This is a genomic window from Nocardia sp. CA-084685, assembly GCF_050955785.1.
Lineage (GTDB): Bacteria > Actinomycetota > Actinomycetes > Mycobacteriales > Mycobacteriaceae > Nocardia.
Map to the genome: position 1 here is coordinate 7,667,726 of NZ_CP192094.1, position 25,604 is coordinate 7,693,329.

Below are 25,604 nucleotides of genomic sequence, written 5' to 3' on the forward strand. Positions count from 1 at the left end.
GTCGTGACCGGTGTCCTCGATACTGGCGAGATTGACTGCCGACCCACCGTGCGGTCAGCGTTCAGGACCAGACGATCGAGGGATCGAGGCGGTGGAACGCGAGGCGGAGTTCATCGCGGAATGACCCGGATGTCAGGGCGACGCGGATTTTCGGCGGCAACGCCCGTCCGATACCGTTGACCAGGGGCAACACCCGACTCCGCACGAAGCGAAGGACGCACCTGATGAACGACAGTTCCCTGATTTGGGACGATGGTGCGCTGGTCACCATCGACCAGCGCGAACTGCCGCATGAGGTGCGCGAGCTGCGGCTCAGCACGGTCGACCAGGTAATCGATGCGATCAAGACACTGGCCATCCGCGGTGCCCCCGCGATCGGTATCGCCGGTGCCTTCGGGGTGGTCATCGCCACCGCCGCGCATACCACCGATGGTGTCGTCGATGTGGCGCGTGCTGAGGCGGATGCCGCGCGAATCGCCGACGCCCGGCCCACCGCCGTCAATCTGGCTTGGGCGGTGCACCGGGTGCTGGCCAAGGTGCCGCTCGGTGCGGATGCGGTACTCGCCGAAACCCTGGCCATGCTGGCCGAGGATGGGCGGGTCAATCGGGCGGCCGCCACCCATGCCGCCGATCTCGTGCAGCGGCTGTGTCCGGACCGACCGCTGCGGGTGCTCACACATTGCAACACGGGGCGGCTGGCGACCAGCGTCTTCGGCACCGCGATCGGGGCTATGCGGGTGCTGTCCGAGCGCGGTGCGATCGAGAACGTCCTGGTCGATGAGACGCGGCCGCTACTGCAGGGTGGCCGGCTGACGGCCTGGGAGCTGGCCGAGGCGGGCATACCGCATCGGCTCACCATCGATTCCGCCGCCGCCTGGGCGATGGCGACCGGTCAGGTCGACTGCGTGCTGGTCGGCGCGGACCGGGTGACCGCCAATGGCGATGTCGCGAACAAGATCGGCACCTACGGGCTCGCTATCGCGGCCAACCACCATGGCATTCCGTTCATCGTGGTCGCGCCGGAGTCGACGCGTGATCCGAAGATGGCGACCGGTGCGGATATCGTCGTCGAACAGCGGGCCGCGGCCGAGGTCACCGGATTCGGCGGTGTCACAACGGCTCCCGTCGGTACCGAGGTTTTCAACCCGGCCTTCGATGTGACACCCGCGGAGTTGGTGACAGCGGTCGTCACCGAGCTGGGTGTCGTGTACGGCGCCGATACCGAAGGTGCGGCCATCGCCGATATCGCCCGCGAGTTGTACGAGCGGGGCTGGATGCCGGGCACGGCGGGCAATATCTCGGTGCGCACCGGCGATACCGCGGTGATCACCGGCAGCGGTTTCTCCAAGGGCGAATTGACCAGTGCGGATATGGTGACCGTCCGCATCGCCGATTCCATGCCGACGCCGAATCAGCAGCGTAAGCCTTCGGCGGAGACCACAATTCACAGCGCGGTGTACCGGACAACCGGTGCCACAGCCGTCGTCCACATTCATCCGCCCTACGCGACGACCACCGCGACGCGGTTCGGCTCCTCCGACGCACTGACCACCCTGCGGATCACCGACTACGAACTCATCAAAGGCCTGGTGGCCAAGGAGCCGGACGGCACCTCTGCGACCGTCCTCGACCTGCCCGTCTTCCCGAACTGGCCCGACGTCGCGCGCATCGGCGCGGATATCGAAGCTTACCTGCTCGAAAACCCCACCGCTGCACCGGTATTGGCGATCGCGGGTCATGGGATCACGACATGGGGAGACAATCTCTCCCAGGCACGCGATCGCGCCGAATGCCTCGAGGCCCTGTGCGAACTGGTAACCCGTACCGGCCGTCGGCAGGCCTTTGCCGCGCGCAATCCGGACGAGATCCTCGAGATTGGACTGACATCATGACGCTGTTGCAGGTTATGGCCGCCGACGATGCCGACAAGGTACTGCTGCGCACCACCGATGATGGGGTGATCGGAGCCGAATTGGCCGCCCGCGGTTTCACTTTCGACCGCTGGCCGGTGCTGGTCAATGCGACCGAGACCGCGTCGGACGAATTGCTCGCCGAATACGACAACCGGGTGGCCGAACTGAATGCCTCCGGCCGCTACAAGCATATCGATATCGCCCGCATCCATCCGGACGACGCGAATCCGGAATGGCCGCAGATCGCCGAGGGCGCGCGGGCGAAGTTCCTGAACGAGCATCGGCACGCCGAGGACGAGGTGCGGTTCTTCGCGGCCGGACGCGGCTGCTTTTATCTGCATCTCGGTGCCGAGGTCGTGGCGGCGGTATGCGAAGGCGGCGATCTGCTTTCGGTCCCGGCGGGCACCCTGCACTGGTTCGATATGGGCACTCGGCCCGATTTCATCGCCATCCGCTTCTTCGAGGAGGAAGACGGCTGGGTCGGCGATTTCACCGGTGACCCGATCAGCTCGGGTTTCCCGACCCTCGATCAGCTGCTGACGGCCCCGTGATCGCCACCGTCGTCATCGATATCGAGGGCACCACCAGCCCGACCAGTTCGGTGCGCGAGGACCTCTATGGCTACACACGCGCCCGCCTGCCCGAATGGCTGGCCGAAAACCGCACGGCTGCGGCTGCTCCCATTATCGCGGCGACCCGCGAACTCGCCGGCCGCCCCGATGCCGATACCGACGAGGTCGCCGCGATCTTGCGCGACTGGCTCGGCTCCGATGTGAAGGCCGAACCGCTCAAGGCCGCGCAGGGCATCATCTGCGCCGAGGGGTTCCGCAACGGCGCGCTGCACGGGCAGTTCTTCCCGGATGTCGCGCCCGCCCTCGCCGCCTGGCACGTCGCTGGTCTTCGCCTGTTCGTCTACTCCTCGGGATCGGTACGCAACCAACAGGATTGGTTCACCTTCGCCCGTGGCGGCGATCTTGCCGCACTGATCAGCGGCTACTTCGACTTGGCCAGCGCGGGACCGAAACGCGAACCAGCCTCCTACGAAAAGATCGCCAGCGCCATCGGCACCCCCGCCGATCGCATCCGGTTCCTGTCCGACCATCCTGACGAACTCGATGCCGCTGTCACCGCGGGCTGGTCGGTGACCGGTGTCCACCGGCCCGGTGAACCGAATCCCGCGCGTCCGCCGCATCATTGGATCTCCTCGTTCGCGGAACTGACGCTGCCCTGAGCTATTCGCCTGCCGTGCGAGTCAGGGGTGGGCCGTGCCTACGCGGCCGTGCCGGTCAGTGACTGGCACACCGGCTCGGAATGCCGAGGAAGAATTGGATCCTCCCGGGATGATTGCCCGAATCCACCCGGAACAGTTGGACATCGAGGCGATGGCACTCCCTGGAGCCCAGATCGCGCAGATGCATGGGCCGATCCCGACCGTAGGTGGTGCCGCCCGCGGCCCACATTCTGCGGAAGTCCGGATACGCGCCGAGTTCGTCGAGGAATTCGATGGACCAGGCGGTATCGCCGGACTGACCGATCAGTCCGCGCAGCCAGTCGACGGTGAGCGCGGCCTCACGCTCCCATTCGACCATCACCTGTTTGGACAGCTCATTGCCGAAAAACCAGCGCAGTACATTGACATCGTCGACCAGACCGGGAAAGGCTGCCGCGTAGGAGTCATTACAGGACAGGACATTCCACCGGGTATCGACATAGCCCGCCGCATTCGGCTCGTGCAGGCGCAGTCCATCGCGCATATCCGCGCCGATCTCATTGCGCAGTTCGACTACGGAGGGGAATCGGTCCACGCCCAATCCGGCCAGATCGAAAAACAGTCTGCGTTCGGCATCGGTGAGCGGCACGATCCGATCCAGATATCCGACCAGCGCATTCACCACCGTCCTGGTGGGATGTTCCCGGTCGCCGCCCTCCAGGTGGGTGATATAGCTGGTGCTCACGCCCGCGGCGAAGGCCAGCTTTTCCCGAGAAATGCGTCGATCGTCGCGCAGTCTGCGCAACTCGCCCCCGAACGTTGGCGGGCGCACTCGAGCCCCATCGCCGCCATCGGTCGACCTGCTTGGCACAGCAATACACTCCCATGAAACTGTAGATGTATCAACAAAGTTGGCAGTCTGCACAGAAGGCGAGCCGATCCAATATTAAACGACGTGTTTGCTCCAATTTCCCGACCGGCCTCCCCGTGCCTGTCGACACACCCAAGCGCGAATACCCCAGGGCACCAATAACATTCACGCCGCACCCCGCAAAGCTGGTACCGCGTCCAGATAGCTTCTGCCGTATCGAGCCTTGGTTCGGAGGGTTCCGACGAACGCAGTCGGACGCTGGTCGCCCCCACTCCCATTCGACCGCCATATGACTACGCTCGGCGAGCAGCGGGACGGGGCCGGTTATCCGCACACGGCGCTGGCTCGGCCGCTTTCGATGGGGCACACCGGGCGGGATGCCTGGCTGGGGACGGACTCGAGTGAAGCGGGATGCGACGACCACCCTGAGCGCCGCGGGGGCACCGCGACCTACGCATCGCCGCCTCTGCGGTACCCGATGGCGCCCTCGAATCACTCCATGCGTCGAAGAATAATTGGGCGAGGTACCCATCGCCGAAACTGTCGGCAAACCGACAGCGAATGGATCAGCAGGCCGAAGAATGGCTGTGCGCGCACCGATTCGAACACCGTGCGTGGGTGTGGAATCGGCCTCACGAGCCCTCGCCGGATGTGTTAACAAATGTAAACCGCCTGAGAACCGGTGGTTTCCAAAGCATCACCGGCTAGTCCCCGAAACACTATCCGCAAGCCGCATTTCGGCCGGTCAGAGCGGATCCGCCCTGGTCACATCGATGTCTTCGGCATTTCACGGCAATCGCGCGGTGACCGCCACGTTGCGTCGACCTCACACCTCACGATCAACCGCTGCGGGCTGTGAGAGATTCGTTTGGACGTGCGTCGCGACCTCCTTACAGTCGGTGCAACAGCCCGATTTCACAGCTCGAAGGGGGCGTCGTGGTTAATTCGCGCACTCAGGCTTCCGCGTCCTCCGATTCGGCCGATCGGCAATCCAGCGACGCAAGTGACGCACTGCTGCGTCTCGGCAAATATTTCCACCGGGGCGAGGTCTCGGCGGATCAGCGCAGCCTGCACCAGGTGGGCGGACGCAGTGCCGATGAGTTCTATCGGGATCGCTGGTCGCACGACAAGGTGGTGCGCTCCACGCACGGCGTCAACTGCACCGGGTCCTGCTCCTGGAAGATCTACGTCAAGGACGGCGTGATCACCTGGGAGTCCCAGCAGACGGACTATCCCTCGGTAGGCGCGGATAAGCCCGAATACGAACCGCGCGGCTGCCCGCGTGGCGCGTCCTTCTCCTGGTACACCTACTCCCCCGCGCGGGTGCGCTATCCGTATGTCCGCGGTGTGCTGCTCGAGCTGTACCGCGAGGCGAAGGAGCGGCTCAAGGATCCGGTGCTGGCCTGGGAAGCGGTCGTCGAGGATCCGGAGAAGGCCAAGAGCTACAAGTCCGCTCGCGGTAAGGGTGGATTCGTGCGCGCGGAATGGTGGGAGGCCGCCGAAATCGCGGCCGCCGCACACGTGCACACGATCAAGAAGTACGGGCCCGACCGGGTGGCCGGATTCTCTCCGATTCCGGCCATGTCGATGGTGAGCCATGCCGTCGGCGCACGGTTCATTTCGCTGCTCGGCGGCTCGATGCTGTCGTTCTACGACTGGTACGCCGACCTCCCGGTGGCCTCCCCGCAGGTATTCGGCGATCAGACCGATGTGCCGGAATCAGCCGACTGGTTCGACGCGGGCTACCTCATCATGTGGGGTTCGAATGTCCCGGTGACCCGAACCCCGGATGCGCACTACATGACCGAGGCACGCTACCGCGGGCAGAAGGTCGTGGTGGTCTCGCCCGACTACGCCGACAACACTAAGTTCGCCGATGAATGGGTGCCCGCGCGGCCGGGAACCGATGCGGCCCTTGCCATGTCGATGGGCCACGTGATCCTCGAGGAATTCTTCGTCGAGCGCAGCACGCCCCGATTCCTCGACTACGTCAAGCGCTACACCGACCTGCCGTTCCTGGTGTGCCTCGACGATCCGGAGGGCTGGGACGCCAATGGCAACTACCACCACGACGGTGCGCTGCCCGGCAAATTCCTCACCGCCGCCGATCTCGGCCACACCGACGAAACCGCCGAGCACAAGATGGTGCTGCTCGATGCGCAGGGCAATCCGGTGGTGCCCAATGGTTCACTCGGACATCGCTTCACCGAGGGTGATGCTGGCAAGTGGAATCTGGATCTCGAGGGCGTCGATCCGCTGCTGACCCTGTACGACCGCGCCGATCAGCGCCCGGTCGCGGTGCAGCTGCCGCGCTTCGATACCGATACCGCGGGCGTGCTCGTGCGCGGCGTTCCGACGATCACCGTCGCGGGTAAGCGAGTCACTACGGTGTTCGATCTGCTGCTCGCGCAGTACGGCGTCGGACGCGACGGACTGCCCGGCACCTGGCCGACCGGCTACGACGATGCCGCGGAGCCATACACCCCGGCCTGGCAGGAAGCCATTACCGGCGTACCGGCCGCACAGGCACAGCGGATCGCCCGTGAATTCGCCGATAACGCCGATAAATCCGGCGGACGGTCGATGATCCTGATGGGTGCGGGCACCAATCACTGGTTCCACTCCGACCAGATCTACCGTTCCTTCTTCACACTGACCCTGCTCACCGGCTGTCAGGGCGTCAATGGCGGCGGTTGGGCGCATTACGTCGGCCAGGAGAAGTGCCGTCCGGTAACCGGTTGGTCCACCCTGGCTTTCGGACTGGACTGGCAGCGACCGCCGCGGCAGATGCAGGGCACGGTGTTCTGGTACCTCAGCAATGACCAGTGGCGCTACGACCCGTTCACCGCGCAGTCCTTCGCCTCACCGCTGAGCACCGGGAAATTCGCGGGCCGTACCGCCGCGGACAATATCGCGCTGGCCAGCCGTCTCGGCTGGATGCCGAGCTATCCGACCTTCGACCGCAACCCGCTGGACCTGGTGGACGAGGCCGAGGCCGCTGGCAAGACCGCACCCGAACATGTGGTGGACGGGCTGAAATCCGGTGATCTGCGCTTCGCCTGTGAGGATCCCGATGCGCCGGAGAACTTTCCGCGCTGCCTGACCGTGTGGCGGGCGAATCTGCTCGGCTCCTCCGGTAAGGGCAACGAATACTTCCACAAGCACCTGCTCGGCGCGGACTCCAATCTGCAGACCACCGATGCCGCGGGTGTGCGGCCGCAGGAGTTGGTCTGGCGCGAGGAAGCACCGAGCGGAAAACTGGATCTGCTTTTGTCGCTGGACTTCCGGATGACCAGCACCACACTGTTCTCCGATATCGTGCTCCCCGCCGCCACCTGGTACGAGAAGCACGATCTGTCCTCCACCGATATGCACCCGTTCGTGCACGCCTTCTCCCCCGCCATCTCCCCGCCATGGGAGGCCAAGACGGACTTCGACGCGTTCCATCGGATCGCGCGCGGATTCTCCTGGATGGCCGAGAAGCATCTGGGCAAGCGCAAAGATATCGTCGCGGTACCGCTGCAGCACGATTCGCCGGACGCGCTGGCGCAGGCTGGTGGACGCGTACTGGACTGGAAAGCCGGTGAGTGCGAGCCGATTCCGGGTAAGACCATGCCGAAGCTGGTCGTGGTCGAGCGGGACTATCCGAAGCTCGCGGAGAAGATGGCCGCGCTCGGACCGCTGATCGATACGCTCGGCGTCACCACCAAGGGCGTCACCACGCATCCGAATGAAGAGGTGGCCTACCTAGCCGGGGTGAACGGCACCGCGGTTTCCGGCGTGGCCCAGGGACGTCCGTCGCTGGCCAAGGACACGCATGCGGCCGAGGCGATTCTCGCGCTGTCGGGAACCACCAACGGCAGGCTCGCGGTCGAGGGTTTCCAGGCGCTGGAGCGGCGCACCGGCACCGAGTTGGCAGATCTCGCCGCCGAGCACGAGGGTAAGCGAATCACGTTCGCCGACACCCAATCCCGACCGGTACCGGTGATCACCTCACCGGAATGGTCGGGTAGCGAGACCGGTGGACGACGGTATTCGCCGTTCACCATCAATACCGAACGACTCAAGCCATGGCACACCCTGACCGGGCGCCAGCACTTCTACCTCGATCACGACTGGATGGCCGAACTCGGCGAGCAGCTGCCGGTCTTCCGGCCGCCGCTCGATATGAGCGCGCTGTTCAGTGAGCCAGGGGTGGGGTCCGTCGGTGACAACGGCGTCACCGTTCGGTACCTGACCCCGCATTCCAAGTGGTCCATCCACTCGGCGTACCAGGACAACCTGCACATGCTGACGCTCTCGCGCGGCGGGCAGTCGATCTGGATGTCGGATAGGGACGCCGCGAAAATCGGTGTGTCGGACAACGATTGGATCGAGGCGGTCAACCGGAACGGTGTGGTCGTCGCGCGAGCCATCGTCAGCCACCGGATGCCGGAGGGCACGGTATTCATGTATCACGCCCAGGACCGGGCGGTGGACGTGCCGCGCATCGAGGGTGCTCCCGGCGGATTCGATTGGGGCGCACCGGATAAGCAACCGGGCAAGGGTAAGCGCGGCGGCATCCACAACGCGCTGACCCGCATCATGATCAAGCCATCGCATCTCATCGGCGGTTATGCGCAGCAGTCCTTCGCACTGAATTACCACGGCCCCACCGGAAATCAGCGCGACGAAGTGACCACCATTCGGCGGCGCTCGCAGGAAGTGGAGTACTGACATGCGTGTCATGGCACAAATGGCCATGGTGATGAACCTGGACAAGTGCATCGGGTGTCACACCTGCAGCGTCACCTGCAAGCAGGCGTGGACCAACCGCGGTGGCACCGAATACATGTGGTTCAACAATGTGGAAACCCGTCCGGGACAGGGTTATCCACGGCAGTACCAGGACCAGGAGAAGTGGAAGGGCGGCTGGACGCTCAATAAGCGCGGCAAGCTGACCCTGAAGTCGGGGTCGCGCCTGAAGCGCCTGCTCAATATTTTCGCCAATCCGGATCTGCCCACGGTTTCGGACTACTACGAGCCGTGGAGCTACGACTACGACAACCTGCTGTCCGCGCCCGCCATGGACACCAGTCCGGTCGCGCGGCCGAAATCGCTGATCACCGGCCAGGACACGAAGATCACCTGGGGCGCCAACTGGGATGACGACCTCGGCTCGGGACCGGAACAGGTCGGTAAGGACCCGCTGCTGGCCAAGCTGTCGGATCAGGTGAAGCTGGAGTTCGAACAGACCTTCATGTTCTACCTGCCGCGGATCTGCGAGCACTGCCTCAATCCGTCGTGTGTGGCCTCGTGCCCGTCGGGTGCGATCTATAAGCGGTCCGAGGATGGCATTGTGCTGGTCGACCAGGACAAATGCCGTGGCTGGCGACAGTGCGTCAGCGGCTGCCCGTACAAGAAGATCTACTTCAACCACAAAACGGGCAAGGCGGAGAAATGCACGTTTTGCTATCCGCGCGTGGAAGTCGGTATTCCGACGGTGTGTTCGGAGACCTGCGTCGGTCGGCTGCGCTATATCGGCGTCATGCTGTACGACGCGGATGCCGTGGAGGCGGCGGCCTCGGTCACCGAAACCAAGGACCTGTACCCCTCGCAGCTCGGGGTGTTCCTCAATCCGCATGACCCGCGGGTGATCGCGGAGGCCGAACGGGCCGGGATATCGCCGGAGTGGATCGAGGCCGCGCAGACTTCGCCGGTCTACAAGTTGATCGTCGATTACCAGATCGCGCTGCCGCTACATCCGGAATACCGGACCATGCCGATGGTTTGGTACGTGCCGCCGCTGTCACCGGTGGTGGATGTGCTCTCCGAAACCGGCCATGATGCCGAAGATGCGTCGAATCTGTTCGGCGCCATCGACGCATTGCGCATTCCAGTCGAATACCTGGCCGAATTGTTCACCGCAGGTGAGATCGGGCCCGTGCGAGCGTCGCTGCAACGGCTGGCGGCCATGCGGTCGTTCATGCGGTCGGTGAATCTCGGTATCGAGCCAGATCCGTCGATCGCGCCGTCGGTGCGGTTGGAGCCGGAGGAGATCGAGGCGATGTACCGACTGCTTGCCATCGCGAAATATGAACACCGGTACGTAATTCCGCACGGCGCTACTTCACAGGCGCACGAACTGGATTCGCTGGCGACCGGATGCAGCCTGGATACCGACGGCGGGCCGGGTATGACGGCATTCGACACAATGGTGGAGAAGTTCCATCTGACCGACACCAATGGCGCTGCGCCGGAGGCGAAGTCGAACCGGATCAATCTGTTGAACTGGGATGGGCGCAGCACCGATGGTCTGCTGCCCAGCGCGCACAATGGCAATGGGGCCAAGGGGCACGACGCCGATGGTTCGGCGAAAATCGCTGCGGCCACCAATGGCTCGGCCACCAATGGTTCGGGACCGACCACGAATGGCGCTACAAACGGTTCCGTCACGCCGACGCCGACCGGAGCGAGCAAATGAATCCGCTGACACCCGGAGGCGCATGATGGCACTGCTGAAGGTGCGCCGCAGGCCCCAGCCCGTCGCTCAGCTATCCGAGCGCGATTGCCGCCTGGTATGGCGAATCGCCGCGCTGCTGCTCGACTATCCGAGCGAGCAGATGTTGGCGACCGTGGATCAGATCGATGATGCCGCAACGCAATTGCCCGATGTGGTGGGCGCGCCGCTGTTGGAATTCATCCACCATCTACGCGCTACCCCGCCGATTACGCTGGCCCAGCAGTACGTCGAGACCTTCGACCTGCGCCGCCGCTCCAGCATGCACCTGACGTTCTATGCCTACGGCGACACCCGCAAACGCGGTATGGCGCTGTTGCGGTTCAAACACGCCTACCGGCACGCCGGTGTCGAACTCGGTGACGAGGAGTTGCCCGACCACCTGCCGGTGCTACTGGAGTTCGCCGCGACCGTCGACCCGATCGGCGGTGAACGCCTACTCGGCGAACACGTTCCGGTGATCGAACTACTGCGACTCTCCCTGGTGGACAACGGATCCCCGTACGCCGCGGTGCTGGCGGCCGTCGTTGCCACCCTGCCGCCGCTGACCACCGCCGACCGGCGGCGCATCGCCGAACTCGCCGCCCAGGGACCGCCCGAGGAAGAGGTCGGCCTCGACCCCTTCGCCATGGACCCATCGCTGTTCGACGGATCGGAAGCCCGCCGATGACCACCGCCTTCTGGATGACGCTGCCCTACGTGGCCTTCACCTCGTTCGTGCTCGGCCACCTATGGCGCTACCGCAATGACCAATTCGGCTGGACCACACGGTCTTCCCAGATCTATGAGAGCCGACTGCTGCGGCTGGGCAGCCCGCTGTTCCACTTCGGCATGCTCGGTGTCATCGGTGGCCATGTACTCGGTGTGCTGATTCCGGAATCCTGGACCGACGCTGTTGGCATCTCCGAGCACACCTACCACGTGGTCGCGGTCGCGGCGGGTTCGGTCGCCGGACTCGCGGTCATTCTCGGTGTCGGCATCCTGCTCTACCGCCGAATCACCGTTGCGGCCGTGCGCAAGGCCACCACCCGCAATGACCAGCTCATGTATGTGCTGCTGGCCGCCGCGCTGGTCACCGGTCTGCTGAACACCTGGGGTAGCAACCTGCTGTGGGGTACGTACAACTACCGCGAGACCGTATCCCCGTGGTTCCGTAGCCTTTTCACCGTCCATCCCGAGCCCGAGCTGATGGTCGGCACGCCGTGGACCTTCCAGTTGCACGGTCTCGTCGTGCTGACCCTCATCGCCATCTGGCCCTACACCCGGCTGGTCCACATGTTCAGCGCGCCGCTCGGCTACCTGACCCGGCCGTACATCGTGTACCGCGCCAAGGAATCCAACGCCCCCGACAAGCGCCGCTACGCGCGCGCCTGGGATGCCCCCGTCACGCCCGAAACCTGGCGCTGACCCCGAGTTCGGGTCCTCTCACCCGATGCCCCGCGGCCCCGTCCTCTCTCATCGGGAGGGCGGGGCCGTGTTATTTGTGAGCAAACACGCCCGGCGAATACCGAGGACGCTCGAGCTGCCGTGATAGGAATCGACCCATGTACCGGCCTGTGCCAATGGTTCGCTCGCCACGCTCCGCTGTGCCGATGATTCGCTCGCCGCACTCCCTTATGCGATGCCTGGTTTCCCTATTGGCGGTCTGCGCCGCGTCCGTCCCCGTAACCGCCGGAGCCGATCCCGGCCCCCAAATTCTCGATGTCCGGCCGCTGGGCGGGCGACAGTTCGAGGTGGTGGTCCATTCGGCGGCGATGAATCGGCCCATCACGCTGTGGATGTCGCACCCCGGTTCGGGTGCGCCCGCGTTCTATCTGCTCAATGCGGTCGACGGCGGCGAGGACGGCGGCCCATGGACGCGCCGCACGGATGTCGCGGATTTCTTCGCGGATAAGAACGTCAATGTGATCGTGCCGATGGGTGGGCGCGCGAGCTACTACACCGATTGGCTCAACGACGATCCGGTGCTCGGCCGCAATAAATGGACGACCTTCCTGACCCAGGAACTGCCGCCGCTGCTGGATTCGCGGTTCGGTATGACCGGACGCAACGCCATCGCGGGCGTGTCGATGTCGGCGACCTCGGCACTGAATCTGGCCATCAACGCACCCGGCCGGTATCAGGCGGTGGGTGCCTACAGCGGCTGCCCACGCACCAGCGATCCCGCCAGCAATGCCTATGTGCACGCCGAACTCGCGGTCTTCGGCGCGAATGCGGACAACATGTGGGGCGCCCCGGACAATCCGGCCTGGGCCGAAAACGATCCCATGCTGCACGTCGACCGCCTGCGCGGCTCGGCGCTCTACGTCTCGTCGGGCACTGGCGCACCCGGACCGCACGAAAACCTCGGCGATGGCGGCATCGACGGTAATCCGATCCGCCTGCTCGATCGCATGATGGTCGGCGGTGTCATGGAGACCGTCATCGATGGCTGCACCCGTCCCTTCGTGGACCGGCTGGCCGCGGCGGGTATCCCCGCCACCGTGAATATGCGTCCGGGTGGCACCCACGCTTGGGCGTACTGGCAGGACGACGTGCACCAGTCCTGGCCGCTGTTCGCCGCCGCTCTGGATGCGTAGCGAACGCTTCGTGACGAACTTGTCGGTGCCCTGGTCGACAATGCGGTATGGCATATGACAAGGTGCTCGCCGATCGGATACGGGAGCTGATCGACCCGACGCCCGAGGTGAGCGAGAAGAAGATGTTCGGCGGTCTCGCCTTCCTGATCAACGGCAATATGGCGGTCGCGGCGAGTTCGAAGGGTGGTCTGCTCGTCCGCGTCGACCCGGAGGAGAGCACCATCCTGCTCGCCCGCGAACACGTCGGCACGATGGTCATGGGCGGCCGCGAAATGAACAACTGGCTGCGGGTCGACGGCGCGGCCGTCGCCGATGACGCGGCGCTCGATGAATGGGTCGACCGCGGCGTCAGCTATGCGCGTTCGCTTCCGCCGAAGGAGAAGTAGCGGTTCAGTGGACCAGGCGGCGGAAGGTGAGTTTGTCGAATTCTCGACCGTATTCGTCAACCGCGACCACATCCATTTCGCTGGCGAAGATGCCGGGGCGGACATCGACGCGCAGGAACGAGTAGTTGCGGAAGCGCACCCGCGACCACGGGGCCGCTTCGTCCTGTTTGCCGCCGGACGCGGTCCACACATAGCTGTTCGGGACCGTGGTGTCCGGTAATTCGTGGCCGCGGAAGGTTTCCTGCGAACCGGGCTGGAAGTCGTAGCGCGGGCGACCGCCACCGCCGACGGTGTAGTAGACCGTGCCGTCGGTGTCGGGGTAGACGATCGAATTGTCCGCGGCGATCCTGGTCGCGGCGCCACCGCGGATCGGATCGGTGCGCTCGTAGACATGATTGTGGCCCTGCAGCACCAGATCCACCTGATACCGGTCGAACAGTCCGGCCCACGCATCGCGCACGCCGCCATCGCTGGCATGGGAGTCGGTGGTCGAGTACGCGCAGTGGTGGAAGAAACAGACCAGGAAGTCGATATTCGGGTCCGCGCGGTAGGCGGCGAGCGTGCGCTCAACCCAACTCGTCTGCGCCCCACCGGAATACCCGGTATTGGCCTTGATCTCATAGGTGACGTCATTCGCGTCGAGCGAGAGCACCGCGACATTGCCGTAGGTGAACGAGTACGCCGATGGGCAGCCCGCCGGACCGTTGCCCGGGAAGTCCAGCCGTGCCAGATGGCCGCCGTAGCCGTGCTGGCCGTAGGTCGCTTCCATATCGTGGTTGCCGGTGGCGAACATCCACGGCGTCTCGGCGGCACTGCGTTCGATGGCCCCGAAGTAGACATCCCAGACGTAGGGGTTGTACTTGTCGAAACCGGTTTCGAGCTTCGCGCCATTGGCGACGAATTCGTTCGGCCGCCCGCCGCCGGACGGGTCGGCGTAGGCGATATCACCGGCGAGAATGTGGAAATCCGGTTCGGCGGCGGCGATTTGGCGCAGCACATTGCTCGCGTGCGGTGCGTTCGGATCGTTATCGGGTTTGTAGTACTTGTCGTCGTAGTCGCCGGGCACGGTGCCCTGCGGCAACGCCGGCGTTTCGTCGGTGCCCTGATCGCCCATCATGGTGAACCGGAAAGGCAGGATCGCACTGCGCGCGCTCGGCATCGCGGGTGCGGCGGCGCGGATATCGCAGGTGAACCCGTCGGAGGTACGCCAGCGATAGAAATGCGGCACACGTCCGGGGAGGTCGTCCACTGGAGCGTGCACATAGAACTGTTCGGCCGCGAGGACACCGCCGTCGGCGGCGGGAACCTGGGTCAGTAGATTACGCACCTCGGCCTCGATGGTGCCGCCGAGCGCGGGCGTCGGGCCGTGGTCCAGGAAGACCTTGGTGCCGGCCGGTGGTCGAGAGAGCTGACCGGCGAACCGGAGCTGACTCGTCGCATCCGGCCCGTATCCGACCCGTCGACCGCCGACCGCGAGCTGCAGGTCCTCGGCGTAGGCGCGCCTACCGAACGGTGAGGTTCCCACGGCCGCTACCGCGGCGGCCGCTGCCGCACCGCGCAGCACGCTACGTCGCGAAACCGCGTGTCGCCGTAGATAATTCCGATGCCACTCGTGCTGCTCGTCCATGGTCATATGGGCGGCCTTGGCAGCGGGAATTCCGGTATCCGGCAGATCGCCAGCGGGGTTCATCGGATTCGACGGCACGGCACGATGCTCTACGGCCGCGGCATATCACGCAACCCGACACCGCTTCCCACGCACGAACAGTTCCCGAATTCTGGTCTGGAGTACGACACGCCGAGACCAGGCACCAGCCGGATAGCCGGGCACCCAAGACAGGGGTGCCCGGCGACGACATGGGGTGCCCGCATGTGTCGGCGAAGCGCCGGTCCAGCCTTGGCCCGCGCGAGCAAATCGCCCAAAACTCACGGGTACTCCAGCAACAGAGGCGATCTCCCTTTCCCGCACAGCGTCTTCGGGGCTACGCTGCGGCGATGACGCCCTTCACGCGTGCGGCGACCGCGGCGATCGTTCTGGGTGGTTCCGTATTCGGTGCCGCGACCGCACATGCGACGCCAGGCACCGATATCACCGCGGTCACCCTTGCCCAGACGCAAATCCCCGCGGGCCTGCTGCCGTTCGTGGCGGGCACCGACCTCGTCGTCCGCGAAATCACCATTGCCCCAGGCGGTTCCACCGGCTGGCACTATCACTACGGACCGGTCTTCGGCTTCGTCCGCTCGGGCACCCTCACCCATCCGGGCCCCGACTGCGTGGCTCCGGTATTTCACACCGGCGATTTCATCTACGAGCCCGAAGGCGCCTGGAACGTGCACATAGGCCGCAACCTCGGCCCCGACCCCCTCGTCCTCGACGTCGTCTACGCACCGCCCACCGGTAAGCCGCTGTTCGAAGACGCCGACGCCCCCGACTGCGCGTAGCCGACTCGACACCCCTTTCACCGAAAGGTGTGCCCAATTCCCGGCTACCGCGTATCCAGCACCATCTTCATCGGAACACCGATCTCACCACCGGGCTCGAAAACCAGGACCACCACGTCCTGGCTCCATTCGATGCGCGGCTCGGCGCTCCAGCCGAGCGGTACCGTCACGACGTGACCACGCGGCACCCCGCCGCCACCGTCGTAGCAACCACTCCCCCAACCGAACCGAGGATCGGTCCCGGCGCGAAAAACCGTCTATGTGACGGCCGTCGCGCGTTCGCCGCAGCACGGGGACGTCGCCGGTCTCGTCATGGCCTCATCATGCCCCGCACAGCGGGCGCCTTCCACCGCGAGAACCAGCACCAGCGAGTCCGACACGCCAAAACGAGGTAGAATCGAACATAAGTTCGATTCGAGGGGATCTGGATGCGGGCGTTACGTCGAGCCGAGATTGCCGGGTTGCTGGCCAGCGATATCGTCGCGCACCTGGCCACCATCGACGCGGCCGGATATCCGCATGTCACACCGATATGGTTCCTGTGGGATCAGCAGACGTTTCGGCTGACGAGTTGGGCTGGGCGGCCACATTTGCGGCGGATCCTGGCGAATCCGCGAGTCGGACTTGTGATCGACCGGGAGGTTGTGGGTTCGCGCGACGGCGGGCAGCGGCCGAATCGGCAGGTTCGGGTGATCGGGGATGCTGAACTGACCCTCGACGCGGATGGCGTGTGGACCCAGCGCATCTGGGAGAAGTACGGCAGTGGGCCGGTGCTGGGCGAGGTGGAGCGCGCGCGGGTACTGATCACAATCACTCCAGACCGCTTCATCGCCGTCGCGAGCGTCTGACCTGCGCGAAAAATTTCTTCAGAAATTTCGCGGAGATATGTCGAAGGCGTAAGAGCAGCTTCGACCGACGGGTGACAGCAGGTCAAAATCAACCCAAGGAGCCCACCATGTCGGTCAACACTTTCCTCTGGTTCGACAGCAACGCCGAGGAAGCCGCTGCCCGCTACACCGCACTGATCCCCAACTCGCGCATCTCGGATGTCAATCGCCACCCCGATGGCTCGGCATTCATCGTCTCGATCGAACTCGACGGCCACCCGTACACCCTGATGAACGGCGGTCCCGGACATCCGTTCACGGATGCCGCATCGATCCAGGTGATCGTGGATACCCAGGCCGAGGTCGATCGCCTGTGGGACGCCCTTGTCGACGGCGGCGAGCCAGGGCCGTGCGGCTGGCTCACCGACCGCTACGGCCTGTCCTGGCAGGTCGTCCCCGCGGCCCTGCCCACCCTCATGGACGGTGCGAACCCCACCAAGACCGCCGCCGTCGCCGCGGCGCTGCAGTCCATGTCCAAGCTCGATATCAAGGTTCTGCAGGACGCCTACGACAACGCCTGAGACTGGACAACTCGTCTGTTGTCCGGCACCCCCACACACCAGTGCTCGGCTACGACAAGAGGTGCCCGGCCGTGTCGGCGCAGCGCCGGTACACGGCCGGGATGGTCGACGAACTCCGGTTTTGACAAGAATCCAAAGCGCCAGCACGGATTCCAGTGAACGCGGCGGGTCTACCCACTACGGATTCGCCCGATCCGCGCCACTGTCATCAACTCACACGCTCAGAACATCACGCCGCCAAGGTCGACACCTCGCATGTGTCGTACAATAAGTCGTACCACTACGTGCGAGGTGTGAGAGATGGCCAAAGCTCTACCGATATCGACCGTGCGCCAGAACCTGTTCGGACTGGTCCAGCAGGTCAACGACGACCACGACACCGTGACTGTCGTGTCCAAGAGCGGCGAGAACGCCGTACTCATGGCCGAAAGCGATTACAACTCGCTCATTGAAACGCTGTACGTGCTGCGCACACATGGCGGGGTGAAGCTACTCCAGTCCGCCGAGGACGCCCGCGCAGGACGCACCGAGGCACACGAGCTCATCGACCCCGACCAAGACTGAGCCTATGGCCGACCGGAAACTCATGTTCACCGCGCAAGGCTGGAAGTCCTACACGGACTGGCTGACCACCAATCGGGCCGTACTGAAAGGCGCGAACAAAATGATCGACGCGGCACTGCGCGACCCGTTCGAGGGGATCGGTAAACCTGAGCCGCTACGCCACCACCTTGCCGGGCACTGGTCACGGCGCATCACCCAAGAGCATCGGTTGGTCTACTACGTGACAGACACCGAAATCGTTGTGGTGCAAGTCGGTTCACACTACGAAGACTGACGACAAGGCCCCCGAGACCGCGGCATTCAACGCTGTCCGGAATGCCGCGGTCGACCGCCGTCGTAGCGCCAGTTCACTATGCCGCGGCCACCTCCGCAAAGACCTCGTCGAGGTTGCTCGCGGTGAGTCCGAAAGTCTCCCGGGTGGTTGTGTCGTCGACGGTGAACTCGCGGTGCGACATGTGGTAGGTCTCGAACAATTCGGCCCAGAACGGGTCGGTGTGGCCGAGCAGGGTCAATTCGCGGTCGGTCATCACCTCGAGTCGTGGCTTCGGAGCCTGCGCCGCTGCGGCGAAACGCTCGGCGGCCGCACGCAGGGTGCTGGTGATTGTCGGCGCGAACCAGGCACGTCCCCAAGCGCTTTCGCTGCGCCCGACCGCTACGAGTGCCGCTGCCGCGTCACCGATCGCGGTGTAGGAGTGCGGCAGGTCCACATCCTGCGGCACCAGAGCGAGTTGGCCCGCAACCACTTTCGGCTGCACCAGCAGTGAGAACAGCGATACCGCACCGGCACCGAGGAATTGCCCTGCTCTGACCTCGGTGACCCGCACCCGGCCCGCATCGTGCGCTGCCTTGGCATCGAGCCACATCCGCGCGCGCACCCGCCCCTTGGGTCCGGTGGCCGCCAGCGGTGTGTCGTCGGTGACCACACCTTCCACCGGACCGTAGCCGTACAGGTTGCCGAGCATCACGTAATCCGCACCAGACTGCTCTGCGGCGGACAGGATGGCCCCGAACAGTGGCGGTACGGCCTCCGGCCAGGTGTGATAGGCGGGCATCGCGGTATTGAATACGGTGTCCGCCCCCTTGACGAGAGCGGTGAGCGCGGCCGCGTCCACGGCATCGGTGGCGATCAGTTCGATATCAGGATGCTGTGGGCCGGTGCCGCTGCGGCTGACCATCCGCACCTGGTCACCGGATTCGGCCAACCGGACCGCGGTTGCCGAGGCGGTGGCGCCCCGGCCGATGATGACATGCGAAGGCATGCGACTTCCCTTCTGAGACAAGATGATTCACGCAGCCGAGACAATTCCCCGATCGCGTGCCATCAACATTGCCGGGCGCGGGAGCGTTAGACTAGTGGCCGGTTAGCCATCTATCCCAAGGATCCAGCCATGAAGACCGTGGCCGTTGTCGCCGTCGCGCCGGTGAAGCCCTTCGAACTCGCCATGCCCGGAACCATGCTCGGCACGGTGACGGTGGACGGTGAGCCGTGTTATCGGATGGTGGTGTGCACCGCCGAACCCGGCGTGGTTCCCGGCGCGCTGGGCGGCTTCGATGTCGTGGTGCCGCGCGGACTGGATGCGCTCGACGAGGCGGATACCGTCATCGTGCCGAGCACCGGCAGTCGTGGCACCGCCGATGCGGCCACCCTCGCGGCACTGCGCAGGGCCGTCGACCAAGGCAAGCGGGTCACCTCGATCTGCAGCGGCGCTTTCGTACTGGCACAAGCCGGATTACTGACCGGACGCACCGCAACCACGCACTGGGGACTGGCCGACGAACTCGCCGCGATGTTCCCGGACGTGAACGTGCGCACCGACGCACTGTTCATCGAGGACGGACCGGTGACCACCGCCGCCGGTGCCGCCGCCGGAATAGACCTGTGCCTGCACCTGATTCGCACCGACTACGGTGCGACGGTCGCCAATGCCGCAGCCCGCGCCGCCGTGGTGACACCGGTGCGACCAGGCGGCCAAGCCCAATTCGTCGACTCGCCACTGCCGCCCGAGAACGGACTGACAATCTCGGCCACCCGCACATGGGCCTTGGAACGACTCGACACTCCCCTATCCCTGGACGATCTGGCCACCCACGCCCGCACCAGCGTGCGCACCCTCACCCGTCGCTTCCACGAGGAAACCGGCCTGAGCCCCCAGAAATGGCTACTGCACCAACGCATTCAGCGCGCCCGCGAACTCCTCGAATCCACCACTTTGCCCATGGACCAGGTAGCCCGCCACAGCGGCATCGGCTCCGCGGAATCCCTGCGCCAACACATGATCCGCCACGTAGGCCTCCCCCCGAGCGCCTACCGCGCCTCCTTCACCCGCACCCCGTCATCGGCAAGCTGATCCCGCAATCCAGCATCAGCGAGTGGCAGATCCGCGAAGAAGGCCCGCGTCGGCACAGTGGACGGACGCTCGCGGCGAGGCACCAGCAAGGCGACCGGCCGCGCGTTCACGGTGACTTCGAAGGTTTCCCCGGCCTCGACTCGCCGCAGCACGTCATCGACGTGATTACGCAGTTCACGCATCGAAATCCGCGCAGGCTGAGACATGAATTCAGCGTAGCGATTTCGCTTCAGATTGTTGGTCCACAATCGAATAGCGTGTGCACGAACCAACTCTCGGGCGATACATAGGGAACGCCCCGTCTGAGCACCGCCTCGGGCGGGGCGCATGTCTCGAATGGGGTTAGGGGCGCTCGAACTCACTATCGTTCACGCTAGCGGTGAAGGCCGACCATTCGCCCGGGGTGAATACGAGCGCCGGACCGGTTGGGTTCTTGGAGTCGCGGACACCAACCATGCCGCCATCAAGGAACGTAACCTCCACACATTCCTTGGTCGCGGTGCTTCGGCTGCTCTTGAACCACTTGGCACCGGATAGATCAGCGTTCACCCTCGATACTCCTTCGCCACCTGCCGGAGCAGGCTCCTGCTTCTGGGCTCATCCAGCGCAGCTTGCTGAATGGCCTCATAAGCGCCAGCGTACCGGCGCAGGCTAGCGGATTTCTCCAGGTAGAGGTCACCAGTGAAGATCTCGGCATAGACCACGGTGCGCACGCCCGCGCCAAACCGCAGGATGACGAATGATCCGACGGGATCGCCGAGCGGGATGCCCGCAGCGAAGGGAAGCACTCGGACAGTGATGTTAGTACGGGTGCTCATGTCGGCGAGATGGCGTAATTGGGCAGCCATCACCTTGCCACCACCAACGACGCGTCGAATCGCGCCCTCGTGGATGACAACCTGGAAGGCGACCGGGTTGACCTTGCGGGTGATGAGAAGCTGCCGTCGCATCTTCAACTGAACACGGCGTTCGATTTCCTCTGTCGCATCAAGCGGAAGCGCGCTGCGCATGAGTGCGCGGGCATAATCGGGGGTTTGCAACAGGCCAGGGATCAGGTCGGGCTGGTATGTGGCAATCTCCTGGGCCGCAGTCTCCAGCCCGACGTAGATGTCGAAGTTGGCCGGGATCAAGTCATCGAACTCGCGCCACCAGTTCTTCGTATTAGCCTGCTGGGCAAGCCCTTTCATTGCCTCTGTCTTCACCTGATCGAACCCGTACAGTCGACAGAGCGCCTCGATCTCCAACGGCTGAAGCTTTTTCGTGATGCCCTTCTCGATCCGCAGCAGGGTCGGAGCCGAGCGGTTGATGTGCTCGGCTGCCTCGGCAAGGCTCATGCCCTGTTCCTCGCGGGCCTCTCGAAGGTACTGGCCGAGCTGACGCTTCGGCAAAGACTGCGGTTCTCCCGTTTCACCCATACCCATCTCCCCTTCTGTGACGTTTCAATTTGAAGCAGCATCGCGAATATCTGTAATCCGCTCAGGCTCTTTGCATAACTTCCCGCGAAATTTCAGATCGGCGGCCCCGGGCTGCTTGCTCGGTGGTCTGCTGGAAATGCGCCCGGTAGGGGAACGGCCATCGCTCTTGAGTAGTCCGCTTCCGCCCCGAGGGCATCCAGAGATTGCCGGGCCGGGTTCACAACTATAGCCATCGAGGTACGGGAGGACCGCAGATGCCGAACCATGAGCTTCCCCAACGAGATCCGTTCATCGGTCCACCCACCAGCTACGTCGGTGCATCGGCCGATGTTGTCGAGTTGTTCGCGGACGCGATTCACGAGTGGGCGAACCAACCCGCGCCCACCGAGTCGTCCCGGTGCCGGGGTGTCGATTCCCCCGGCATCGGGCATGCCAGTGGCGAGGTGAAGTGATGCGGCGAGATATGTTGCGAACCACCCGAACTCGCGACGGTGACAAGATTGCGGTGTGGCAGCTGGTCAGTAGTTCGGCGCGCGTACTGCGGGTGCAGTTCCCCCGCGAGTCGTTCACCGCACATCGGCTTCCGTCGCGCACACCACTTCCGGATGCGCAGTCCGGAACCATCCTGTTCGACGTAAATCCAGATCTGGCCGATGCGCGCGAGTTGCTGCCCGCGCACGACAACCTCTGGGACGTGCTACGCAACGACTATTGGACCGCGCTGCTGTGCGCCGCAGACCTCCCGAACCCATTGGGGCACAATGCAGATGAATGAGATCGAGACCCACCGAGATGAAATCGCCCCCGCTGTAAAGGCACTGCTCACCGCCTTCCACGAAGACACGCGACGCAAGCTCGAACTGGCTCCCACCGATAGCGTCACGCTGTGCCAGCTCGCGGACGGCTCATTGTGTGTGGTGGGCGCGGACGGCTGGCTCATCGAGTATGACGACCTGGACGAATCCGATGTTATCGATCTCAACCTGACCAGCGCCGTGCCGTATGCGTCTGCGCTTGTCGAACATTCCGGGTGCCATGAGCCCGACCTACACTGTGATGCGGCCCGTGGATGCCAAATGGACGGGTGCAGGTGCGAGCCAGATGAACCACGTCACGGGGCTGGGCAAATACGAATGCGCGGACCAACTGGCGAAAATGCTGGGCGAGAAAGCCATTGGCGGTGACGGGGATATCGACTCCGCACTCGCCGAGCATATCGAGGTGGTGAACCTGATCCGTGACACGATCAAAGTGTCGGTCCAACGGATCAGCGAGCAGGAGCAGCAGAACGCCCAGAGCACCGCTGGTATTCAGATCCAATGACATTCTCCGGAACCAGCCAACGACTACCAGTCCCTGTGACAGCGAAGGCGCCCTAACCTGATCGAACCGGTTAGAGCGCGTTCGCCACAAATATCAGCGCCCGTACTGCGTGGCTTACGCGCTACGCCCCGCTGACTTCCACAGGGAATGTGTTGGCCCGCATCAATTCTCGGGTAGCGGCACGGTAGCGGTCGGCGATCAGGCGGACCACGGCGGGGTGAACGCCGATCGGTTCAGCAACACCATCAGCACCTGCCTCGTGCAGACGCTGCTGGAACAGGCCATGTGCCAGCAGGTAGGAGGCGATGAAGACGCGCCGGGCACCCGACTCGCGGAGTTCGGCGACGACTTCCGGCACGCGCGGAGCTCCGGTGGCGACGTAGCCGATGCGAACCGGGACATCCAGATGTTCGGCCAGCATGCCTGCCGCGCGCCGAACGTCTTGGCGCGCACGGGCATCCGAGGATCCGGCCGCCGCGAAGACCACCGCGTCACCGGGACGCCAGCCTGCGGCACGCAACCGCATGGCCATGATGCGGGCCAACGCCGGGTCCGGACCCATCGCGGGTGTCACCGCGACTTCGTGATGACCGCTCTCGGCCACCTCGCGCGGCACATCTTGATAGACGTGGTATCCGGAGGCGAGGAAGGCCGGAACCACCACGGCGGGAACGGCTTCCCCCGCGGAATCGGTCAGATCGCGCAGCACCTCGGCCGGCGACGGACCGAGCACATCCACGAAACCGGTACGCACCCAAGGTAGTTCGGCGTCGCGCCCCGAAACCGCGGCGCCGAGCTCACCCACCCCGCCGGCTGCCGTCCCCCTGAACTCCTGTACCACCGCCTCCGCGAGCGCGGCGATCATCTGCACACCCCTGGTACTCCTGGTGCCGTGTGCGACCAGGACCAGGGCCGGAGCGGTCACCAGCTCCCCGCAGGTTGTGCGTACCTCGGCGCGCGGGCCGGGGTACCGATACCCGCTACCGGCGCACGACCGGTAGCTACTGCGCGCGGAAAGTCATCGGCGCAATCCGCGGCATCCAGCGCCAGCCGGTAACCCCGTTTGACCACGGTCTGAATGGCTTTCGGCGTACCGAGCCCAGCGCGCAGCCGCGCGATCGCGGTCTCCACGGCATGGGTATCGTCACCACCACCGGGCAGCGCCGCGAGCAGATCCTCCCGGGACACCACCCGGCCGGGCTGTCGCGCCAGCGAGCGCATCAACGCCATCGGCGCGGGCGCGAGCTGGCGCACCGAACCGTCCACCACCACGCACGCCCCGCGCACGCTGATGGTGTGTCCAGCAGCCTGAATCCGATTGGCGCGCCGCGGCAATTCCTCGGCGACGTGGCGGGCCAGCGCACCGAGGCGCGCCCGCCCGGGCATCGAGGTCGCCACACCCAATTCCTCCAGCGGAGCCGCGGTGATCGGTCCTACGCAGGCGGGCAGGACCCGTCCGCGCAGCGCGTGCAGCACACCCTCGAGGAGCCCGGTTTCCTTGGCGCGCATCAATGTCGACGCCACGGCGGGCGCGCTGGTGAAGGTCACGCAGTCCAGGCTGGAGGTGATGATGGCCTCGATCAGGTTGTCCATCGGGCCCTGATCATCCGGCGGCACCCAGCGATACACCGGCACCGGCACGACATCCGCACCGGCACAACGCAATACCTCACAGAAGTCCGGTACCGGCTCCCATTCGGTTGTCGCGCCGTGCAATTGGACCGCGATCCGCACACCCTCCACACCCTCGGCGAGCAGGTGATCGAGCACCTCGGCCGAGGATTCGGACGCGGGCGACCATTCCTCACGCAATTCCGCGGCGCGGATGGCGCCCTTGGCCTTCGGTCCACGCGCCAGCATCCTGGTGGACGACAGCGTCAGCCGCAGATCCTCGGCAATCCCCCAGCCCTCAGCCGCTTCCATCCAGCCGCGAAATCCGATGCCGGTGGTGGCCACCACGATCTGCGGGGGATCGGCGACGATCTCGCGGGTCACCCGCTCCAGTTCGGTGTCGTCGGACAGCGGGATGATGCGGATAGCGGGAGCGGCGACGATACCGGCACCCCGTCGGGTGAGCAGCGTGGCGAACTCATCGGCCCGCCTGGCGGCCGTGACGCCGACTGTGAAACCGGCCAGACAGGCGCCCGTATCGATTGTCGTCATGCTTATCCACCGTCCGCGGCGACAAGACCGGCATCGACCGGCTCATTGGAAACCGAAACGATGCCGTCCTCGACGCGCACCGCGTATACCGGCAGCGTCGCCGAATCGTCGTCCAGGCAGCGCCCGTCCAGCAGCGAGAACGCTTGCTTCAGCAGCGGTGAGGCCACGACCGGAATACCGCCGCGGTCACCGACGATCCCGCGCGACATCACTGCCGCGCGACCGATCGGATCGATATTGCCCACGGCGGCGAGGGTGCCGTCGGTCATCAAGAACAGAGCGGCCTGACGGCCGCCCTTCAGCAACACCGCGACGCCGCGGCCGGGAATCAGGTAGTCGAGTCGGCAGGCCTGCGTCCAACCCGAAGGGGATGGCAAGTCGTGGGTCAACACAGTGGTAGCTGTGGCAATGCCGGGGGTATCCATCACGGTCATCGGTGTCATCCTCCAAACGCCTTACCCATTGGTACCGGCGTCCTGTTTC

The 25,604-nt window shown here is 64.8% G+C and carries 28 protein-coding genes; 18 read left to right on the plus strand and 10 right to left on the minus strand.

Translation table 11 applies throughout. The features are described from left to right. Nucleotides 1-224 precede the first annotated feature (224 nt). Genes mtnA through mtnC form a run of 3 tightly spaced genes read left to right on the plus strand, consistent with a single transcriptional unit; the run spans nt 225 to nt 3,144 of the window. Nucleotides 225-1,892: an S-methyl-5-thioribose-1-phosphate isomerase gene (gene mtnA / locus ACQP2U_RS34145; protein WP_433711268.1), complete on the plus strand. Its 1,668-nt coding sequence runs from the start codon at nt 225-227 to the stop codon at nt 1,890-1,892. Continuing rightward, the gene (locus tag ACQP2U_RS34150; protein WP_433711269.1) at nt 1,889-2,464 is read left to right on the plus strand and encodes a 1,2-dihydroxy-3-keto-5-methylthiopentene dioxygenase; all 576 of its coding nucleotides are present in this window, start codon (nt 1,889-1,891) and stop codon (nt 2,462-2,464) included. Before mtnA ends, ACQP2U_RS34150 begins: the two co-directional genes overlap by 4 nt. Continuing rightward, nucleotides 2,461-3,144: an acireductone synthase gene (mtnC, locus tag ACQP2U_RS34155; RefSeq protein WP_433711271.1), complete on the plus strand. Its 684-nt coding sequence runs from the start codon at nt 2,461-2,463 to the stop codon at nt 3,142-3,144. The genes ACQP2U_RS34150 and mtnC overlap by 4 nt, the downstream gene beginning before the upstream one ends. Nucleotides 3,145-3,199: 55 nt before the next feature. Here the strand turns inward: mtnC and ACQP2U_RS34160 are convergent, their stop codons facing one another. Then, nucleotides 3,200-3,955, minus strand: coding sequence for a helix-turn-helix domain-containing protein (locus tag ACQP2U_RS34160; protein WP_433711272.1), 756 nt, complete (start codon nt 3,953-3,955; stop codon nt 3,200-3,202). 975 nt (nt 3,956-4,930) lie between these two features. Here ACQP2U_RS34160 and ACQP2U_RS34165 point away from each other — a divergent pair. The 6 genes from ACQP2U_RS34165 (at nt 4,931) to ACQP2U_RS34190 (ending at nt 13,458) form a co-directional block, all read left to right on the plus strand. Beyond that, entirely contained in the window at nt 4,931-8,710 is a 3,780-nt protein-coding gene (locus ACQP2U_RS34165; protein ID WP_433711273.1) for a nitrate reductase subunit alpha, read from the plus strand. A 1-nt stretch (nt 8,711) separates the two neighbouring features. Beyond that, nucleotides 8,712-10,457 carry a nitrate reductase subunit beta gene (narH, locus tag ACQP2U_RS34170; RefSeq protein WP_433711274.1) on the plus strand — a complete coding sequence of 582 codons (1,746 nt, stop codon included), beginning with the start codon at nt 8,712-8,714 and terminating at the stop codon, nt 10,455-10,457. A 25-nt stretch (nt 10,458-10,482) separates the two neighbouring features. Beyond that, on the plus strand, nt 10,483-11,163 hold the full coding sequence (narJ, locus tag ACQP2U_RS34175; protein WP_433716667.1) for a nitrate reductase molybdenum cofactor assembly chaperone: 681 nt from the start codon (nt 10,483-10,485) through the stop codon (nt 11,161-11,163). After that, a complete protein-coding gene (gene narI, locus ACQP2U_RS34180) occupies nt 11,160-11,900 on the plus strand; it encodes a respiratory nitrate reductase subunit gamma (protein ID WP_433711275.1) in 741 nt (246 codons plus the stop codon). Before narJ ends, narI begins: the two co-directional genes overlap by 4 nt. 185 nt (nt 11,901-12,085) lie before the next feature. Continuing rightward, a complete protein-coding gene (locus ACQP2U_RS34185; protein ID WP_433711276.1) occupies nt 12,086-13,072 on the plus strand; it encodes an alpha/beta hydrolase in 987 nt (328 codons plus the stop codon). Nucleotides 13,073-13,119: 47 nt separating this feature from the next. After that, nucleotides 13,120-13,458 carry a TfoX/Sxy family protein gene (locus tag ACQP2U_RS34190; RefSeq protein WP_433711277.1) on the plus strand — a complete coding sequence of 113 codons (339 nt, stop codon included), beginning with the start codon at nt 13,120-13,122 and terminating at the stop codon, nt 13,456-13,458. Nucleotides 13,459-13,462: 4 nt separating this feature from the next. Here the strand turns inward: ACQP2U_RS34190 and ACQP2U_RS34195 are convergent, their stop codons facing one another. After that, nucleotides 13,463-15,163, minus strand: a complete 1,701-nt coding sequence (locus tag ACQP2U_RS34195) for a metallophosphoesterase (RefSeq protein WP_433711278.1) — start codon at nt 15,161-15,163, stop codon at nt 13,463-13,465. A 290-nt stretch (nt 15,164-15,453) separates the two neighbouring features. Between ACQP2U_RS34195 and ACQP2U_RS34200 the strand changes: the two genes are divergently transcribed. Then, on the plus strand, nt 15,454-15,900 hold the full coding sequence (locus ACQP2U_RS34200) for a cupin domain-containing protein (protein WP_433711279.1): 447 nt from the start codon (nt 15,454-15,456) through the stop codon (nt 15,898-15,900). A gap of 44 nt (nt 15,901-15,944) precedes the next feature. Here ACQP2U_RS34200 and ACQP2U_RS34205 read toward each other — a convergent pair whose 3' ends face one another. Next, entirely contained in the window at nt 15,945-16,070 is a 126-nt protein-coding gene (locus tag ACQP2U_RS34205) for a hypothetical protein (protein WP_433711280.1), read from the minus strand. A 258-nt stretch (nt 16,071-16,328) separates the two neighbouring features. On the opposite strand from ACQP2U_RS34205, the gene ACQP2U_RS34210 reads away from it, so the two are divergent. The 4 genes from ACQP2U_RS34210 to ACQP2U_RS34225 all read left to right on the plus strand — a co-directional run bounded on the left by ACQP2U_RS34210 (nt 16,329) and on the right by ACQP2U_RS34225 (nt 18,146). After that, nucleotides 16,329-16,748 (plus strand): pyridoxamine 5'-phosphate oxidase family protein, encoded by a 420-nt coding sequence (locus ACQP2U_RS34210; RefSeq protein WP_397035256.1) that lies wholly within the window; start codon nt 16,329-16,331, stop codon nt 16,746-16,748. Nucleotides 16,749-16,855: 107 nt separating this feature from the next. Further along, complete coding sequence (locus tag ACQP2U_RS34215) at nt 16,856-17,308, plus strand: VOC family protein (RefSeq protein ID WP_433711282.1); 453 nt, start codon at nt 16,856-16,858, stop codon at nt 17,306-17,308. A gap of 300 nt (nt 17,309-17,608) precedes the next feature. Next, nucleotides 17,609-17,872, plus strand: a complete 264-nt coding sequence (locus ACQP2U_RS34220) for a type II toxin-antitoxin system Phd/YefM family antitoxin (RefSeq protein WP_433711283.1) — start codon at nt 17,609-17,611, stop codon at nt 17,870-17,872. Nucleotides 17,873-17,876: 4 nt separating this feature from the next. After that, entirely contained in the window at nt 17,877-18,146 is a 270-nt protein-coding gene (locus ACQP2U_RS34225) for a Txe/YoeB family addiction module toxin (RefSeq protein WP_433711284.1), read from the plus strand. 76 nt (nt 18,147-18,222) lie between these two features. Here the strand turns inward: ACQP2U_RS34225 and ACQP2U_RS34230 are convergent, their stop codons facing one another. Beyond that, nucleotides 18,223-19,131, minus strand: coding sequence for an NAD-dependent epimerase/dehydratase family protein (locus ACQP2U_RS34230; protein ID WP_433711285.1), 909 nt, complete (start codon nt 19,129-19,131; stop codon nt 18,223-18,225). A gap of 129 nt (nt 19,132-19,260) precedes the next feature. Here ACQP2U_RS34230 and ACQP2U_RS34235 point away from each other — a divergent pair, with 129 nt between their 5' ends. Next, nucleotides 19,261-20,220, plus strand: a complete 960-nt coding sequence (locus tag ACQP2U_RS34235; protein ID WP_433711286.1) for a GlxA family transcriptional regulator — start codon at nt 19,261-19,263, stop codon at nt 20,218-20,220. Here the strand turns inward: ACQP2U_RS34235 and ACQP2U_RS34240 are convergent. From ACQP2U_RS34240 to ACQP2U_RS34250, 3 genes are all read right to left on the minus strand, one after another. Next, complete coding sequence (locus tag ACQP2U_RS34240) at nt 20,178-20,426, minus strand: type II toxin-antitoxin system Phd/YefM family antitoxin (RefSeq protein WP_397035262.1); 249 nt, start codon at nt 20,424-20,426, stop codon at nt 20,178-20,180. The genes ACQP2U_RS34235 and ACQP2U_RS34240 overlap by 43 nt on opposite strands. 136 nt (nt 20,427-20,562) lie before the next feature. Then, a complete protein-coding gene (locus tag ACQP2U_RS34245) occupies nt 20,563-20,769 on the minus strand; it encodes a DUF397 domain-containing protein (RefSeq protein WP_433711288.1) in 207 nt (68 codons plus the stop codon). After that, complete coding sequence (locus ACQP2U_RS34250; protein ID WP_433711289.1) at nt 20,766-21,635, minus strand: helix-turn-helix domain-containing protein; 870 nt, start codon at nt 21,633-21,635, stop codon at nt 20,766-20,768. The genes ACQP2U_RS34245 and ACQP2U_RS34250 overlap by 4 nt, the downstream gene beginning before the upstream one ends. Before the next feature lie 254 nt (nt 21,636-21,889). Between ACQP2U_RS34250 and ACQP2U_RS34255 the strand changes: the two genes are divergently transcribed. The 3 genes from ACQP2U_RS34255 (at nt 21,890) to ACQP2U_RS34265 (ending at nt 22,958) form a co-directional block, all read left to right on the plus strand. Continuing rightward, the gene (locus ACQP2U_RS34255; protein ID WP_433711291.1) at nt 21,890-22,087 is read left to right on the plus strand and encodes a hypothetical protein; all 198 of its coding nucleotides are present in this window, start codon (nt 21,890-21,892) and stop codon (nt 22,085-22,087) included. Beyond that, the gene (locus ACQP2U_RS34260) at nt 22,087-22,410 is read left to right on the plus strand and encodes a hypothetical protein (protein WP_433711292.1); all 324 of its coding nucleotides are present in this window, start codon (nt 22,087-22,089) and stop codon (nt 22,408-22,410) included. Before ACQP2U_RS34255 ends, ACQP2U_RS34260 begins: the two co-directional genes overlap by 1 nt. 260 nt (nt 22,411-22,670) lie before the next feature. After that, the gene (locus tag ACQP2U_RS34265) at nt 22,671-22,958 is read left to right on the plus strand and encodes a hypothetical protein (RefSeq protein ID WP_433711294.1); all 288 of its coding nucleotides are present in this window, start codon (nt 22,671-22,673) and stop codon (nt 22,956-22,958) included. 121 nt (nt 22,959-23,079) lie between these two features. Here the strand turns inward: ACQP2U_RS34265 and ACQP2U_RS34270 are convergent, their stop codons facing one another. From ACQP2U_RS34270 to nirD, 3 genes are read right to left on the minus strand one after another with little or no spacing between them, the layout of a single operon-like run. Continuing rightward, nucleotides 23,080-23,883, minus strand: coding sequence for a sirohydrochlorin chelatase (locus ACQP2U_RS34270; protein ID WP_433711295.1), 804 nt, complete (start codon nt 23,881-23,883; stop codon nt 23,080-23,082). Next, complete coding sequence (locus tag ACQP2U_RS34275; RefSeq protein ID WP_397035268.1) at nt 23,880-25,121, minus strand: uroporphyrinogen-III synthase; 1,242 nt, start codon at nt 25,119-25,121, stop codon at nt 23,880-23,882. The genes ACQP2U_RS34270 and ACQP2U_RS34275 overlap by 4 nt, the downstream gene beginning before the upstream one ends. A gap of 2 nt (nt 25,122-25,123) precedes the next feature. Continuing rightward, nucleotides 25,124-25,555, minus strand: a complete 432-nt coding sequence (nirD, locus tag ACQP2U_RS34280) for a nitrite reductase small subunit NirD (RefSeq protein WP_397035269.1) — start codon at nt 25,553-25,555, stop codon at nt 25,124-25,126. Between the last annotated feature and the right edge of the window lie 49 nt (nt 25,556-25,604).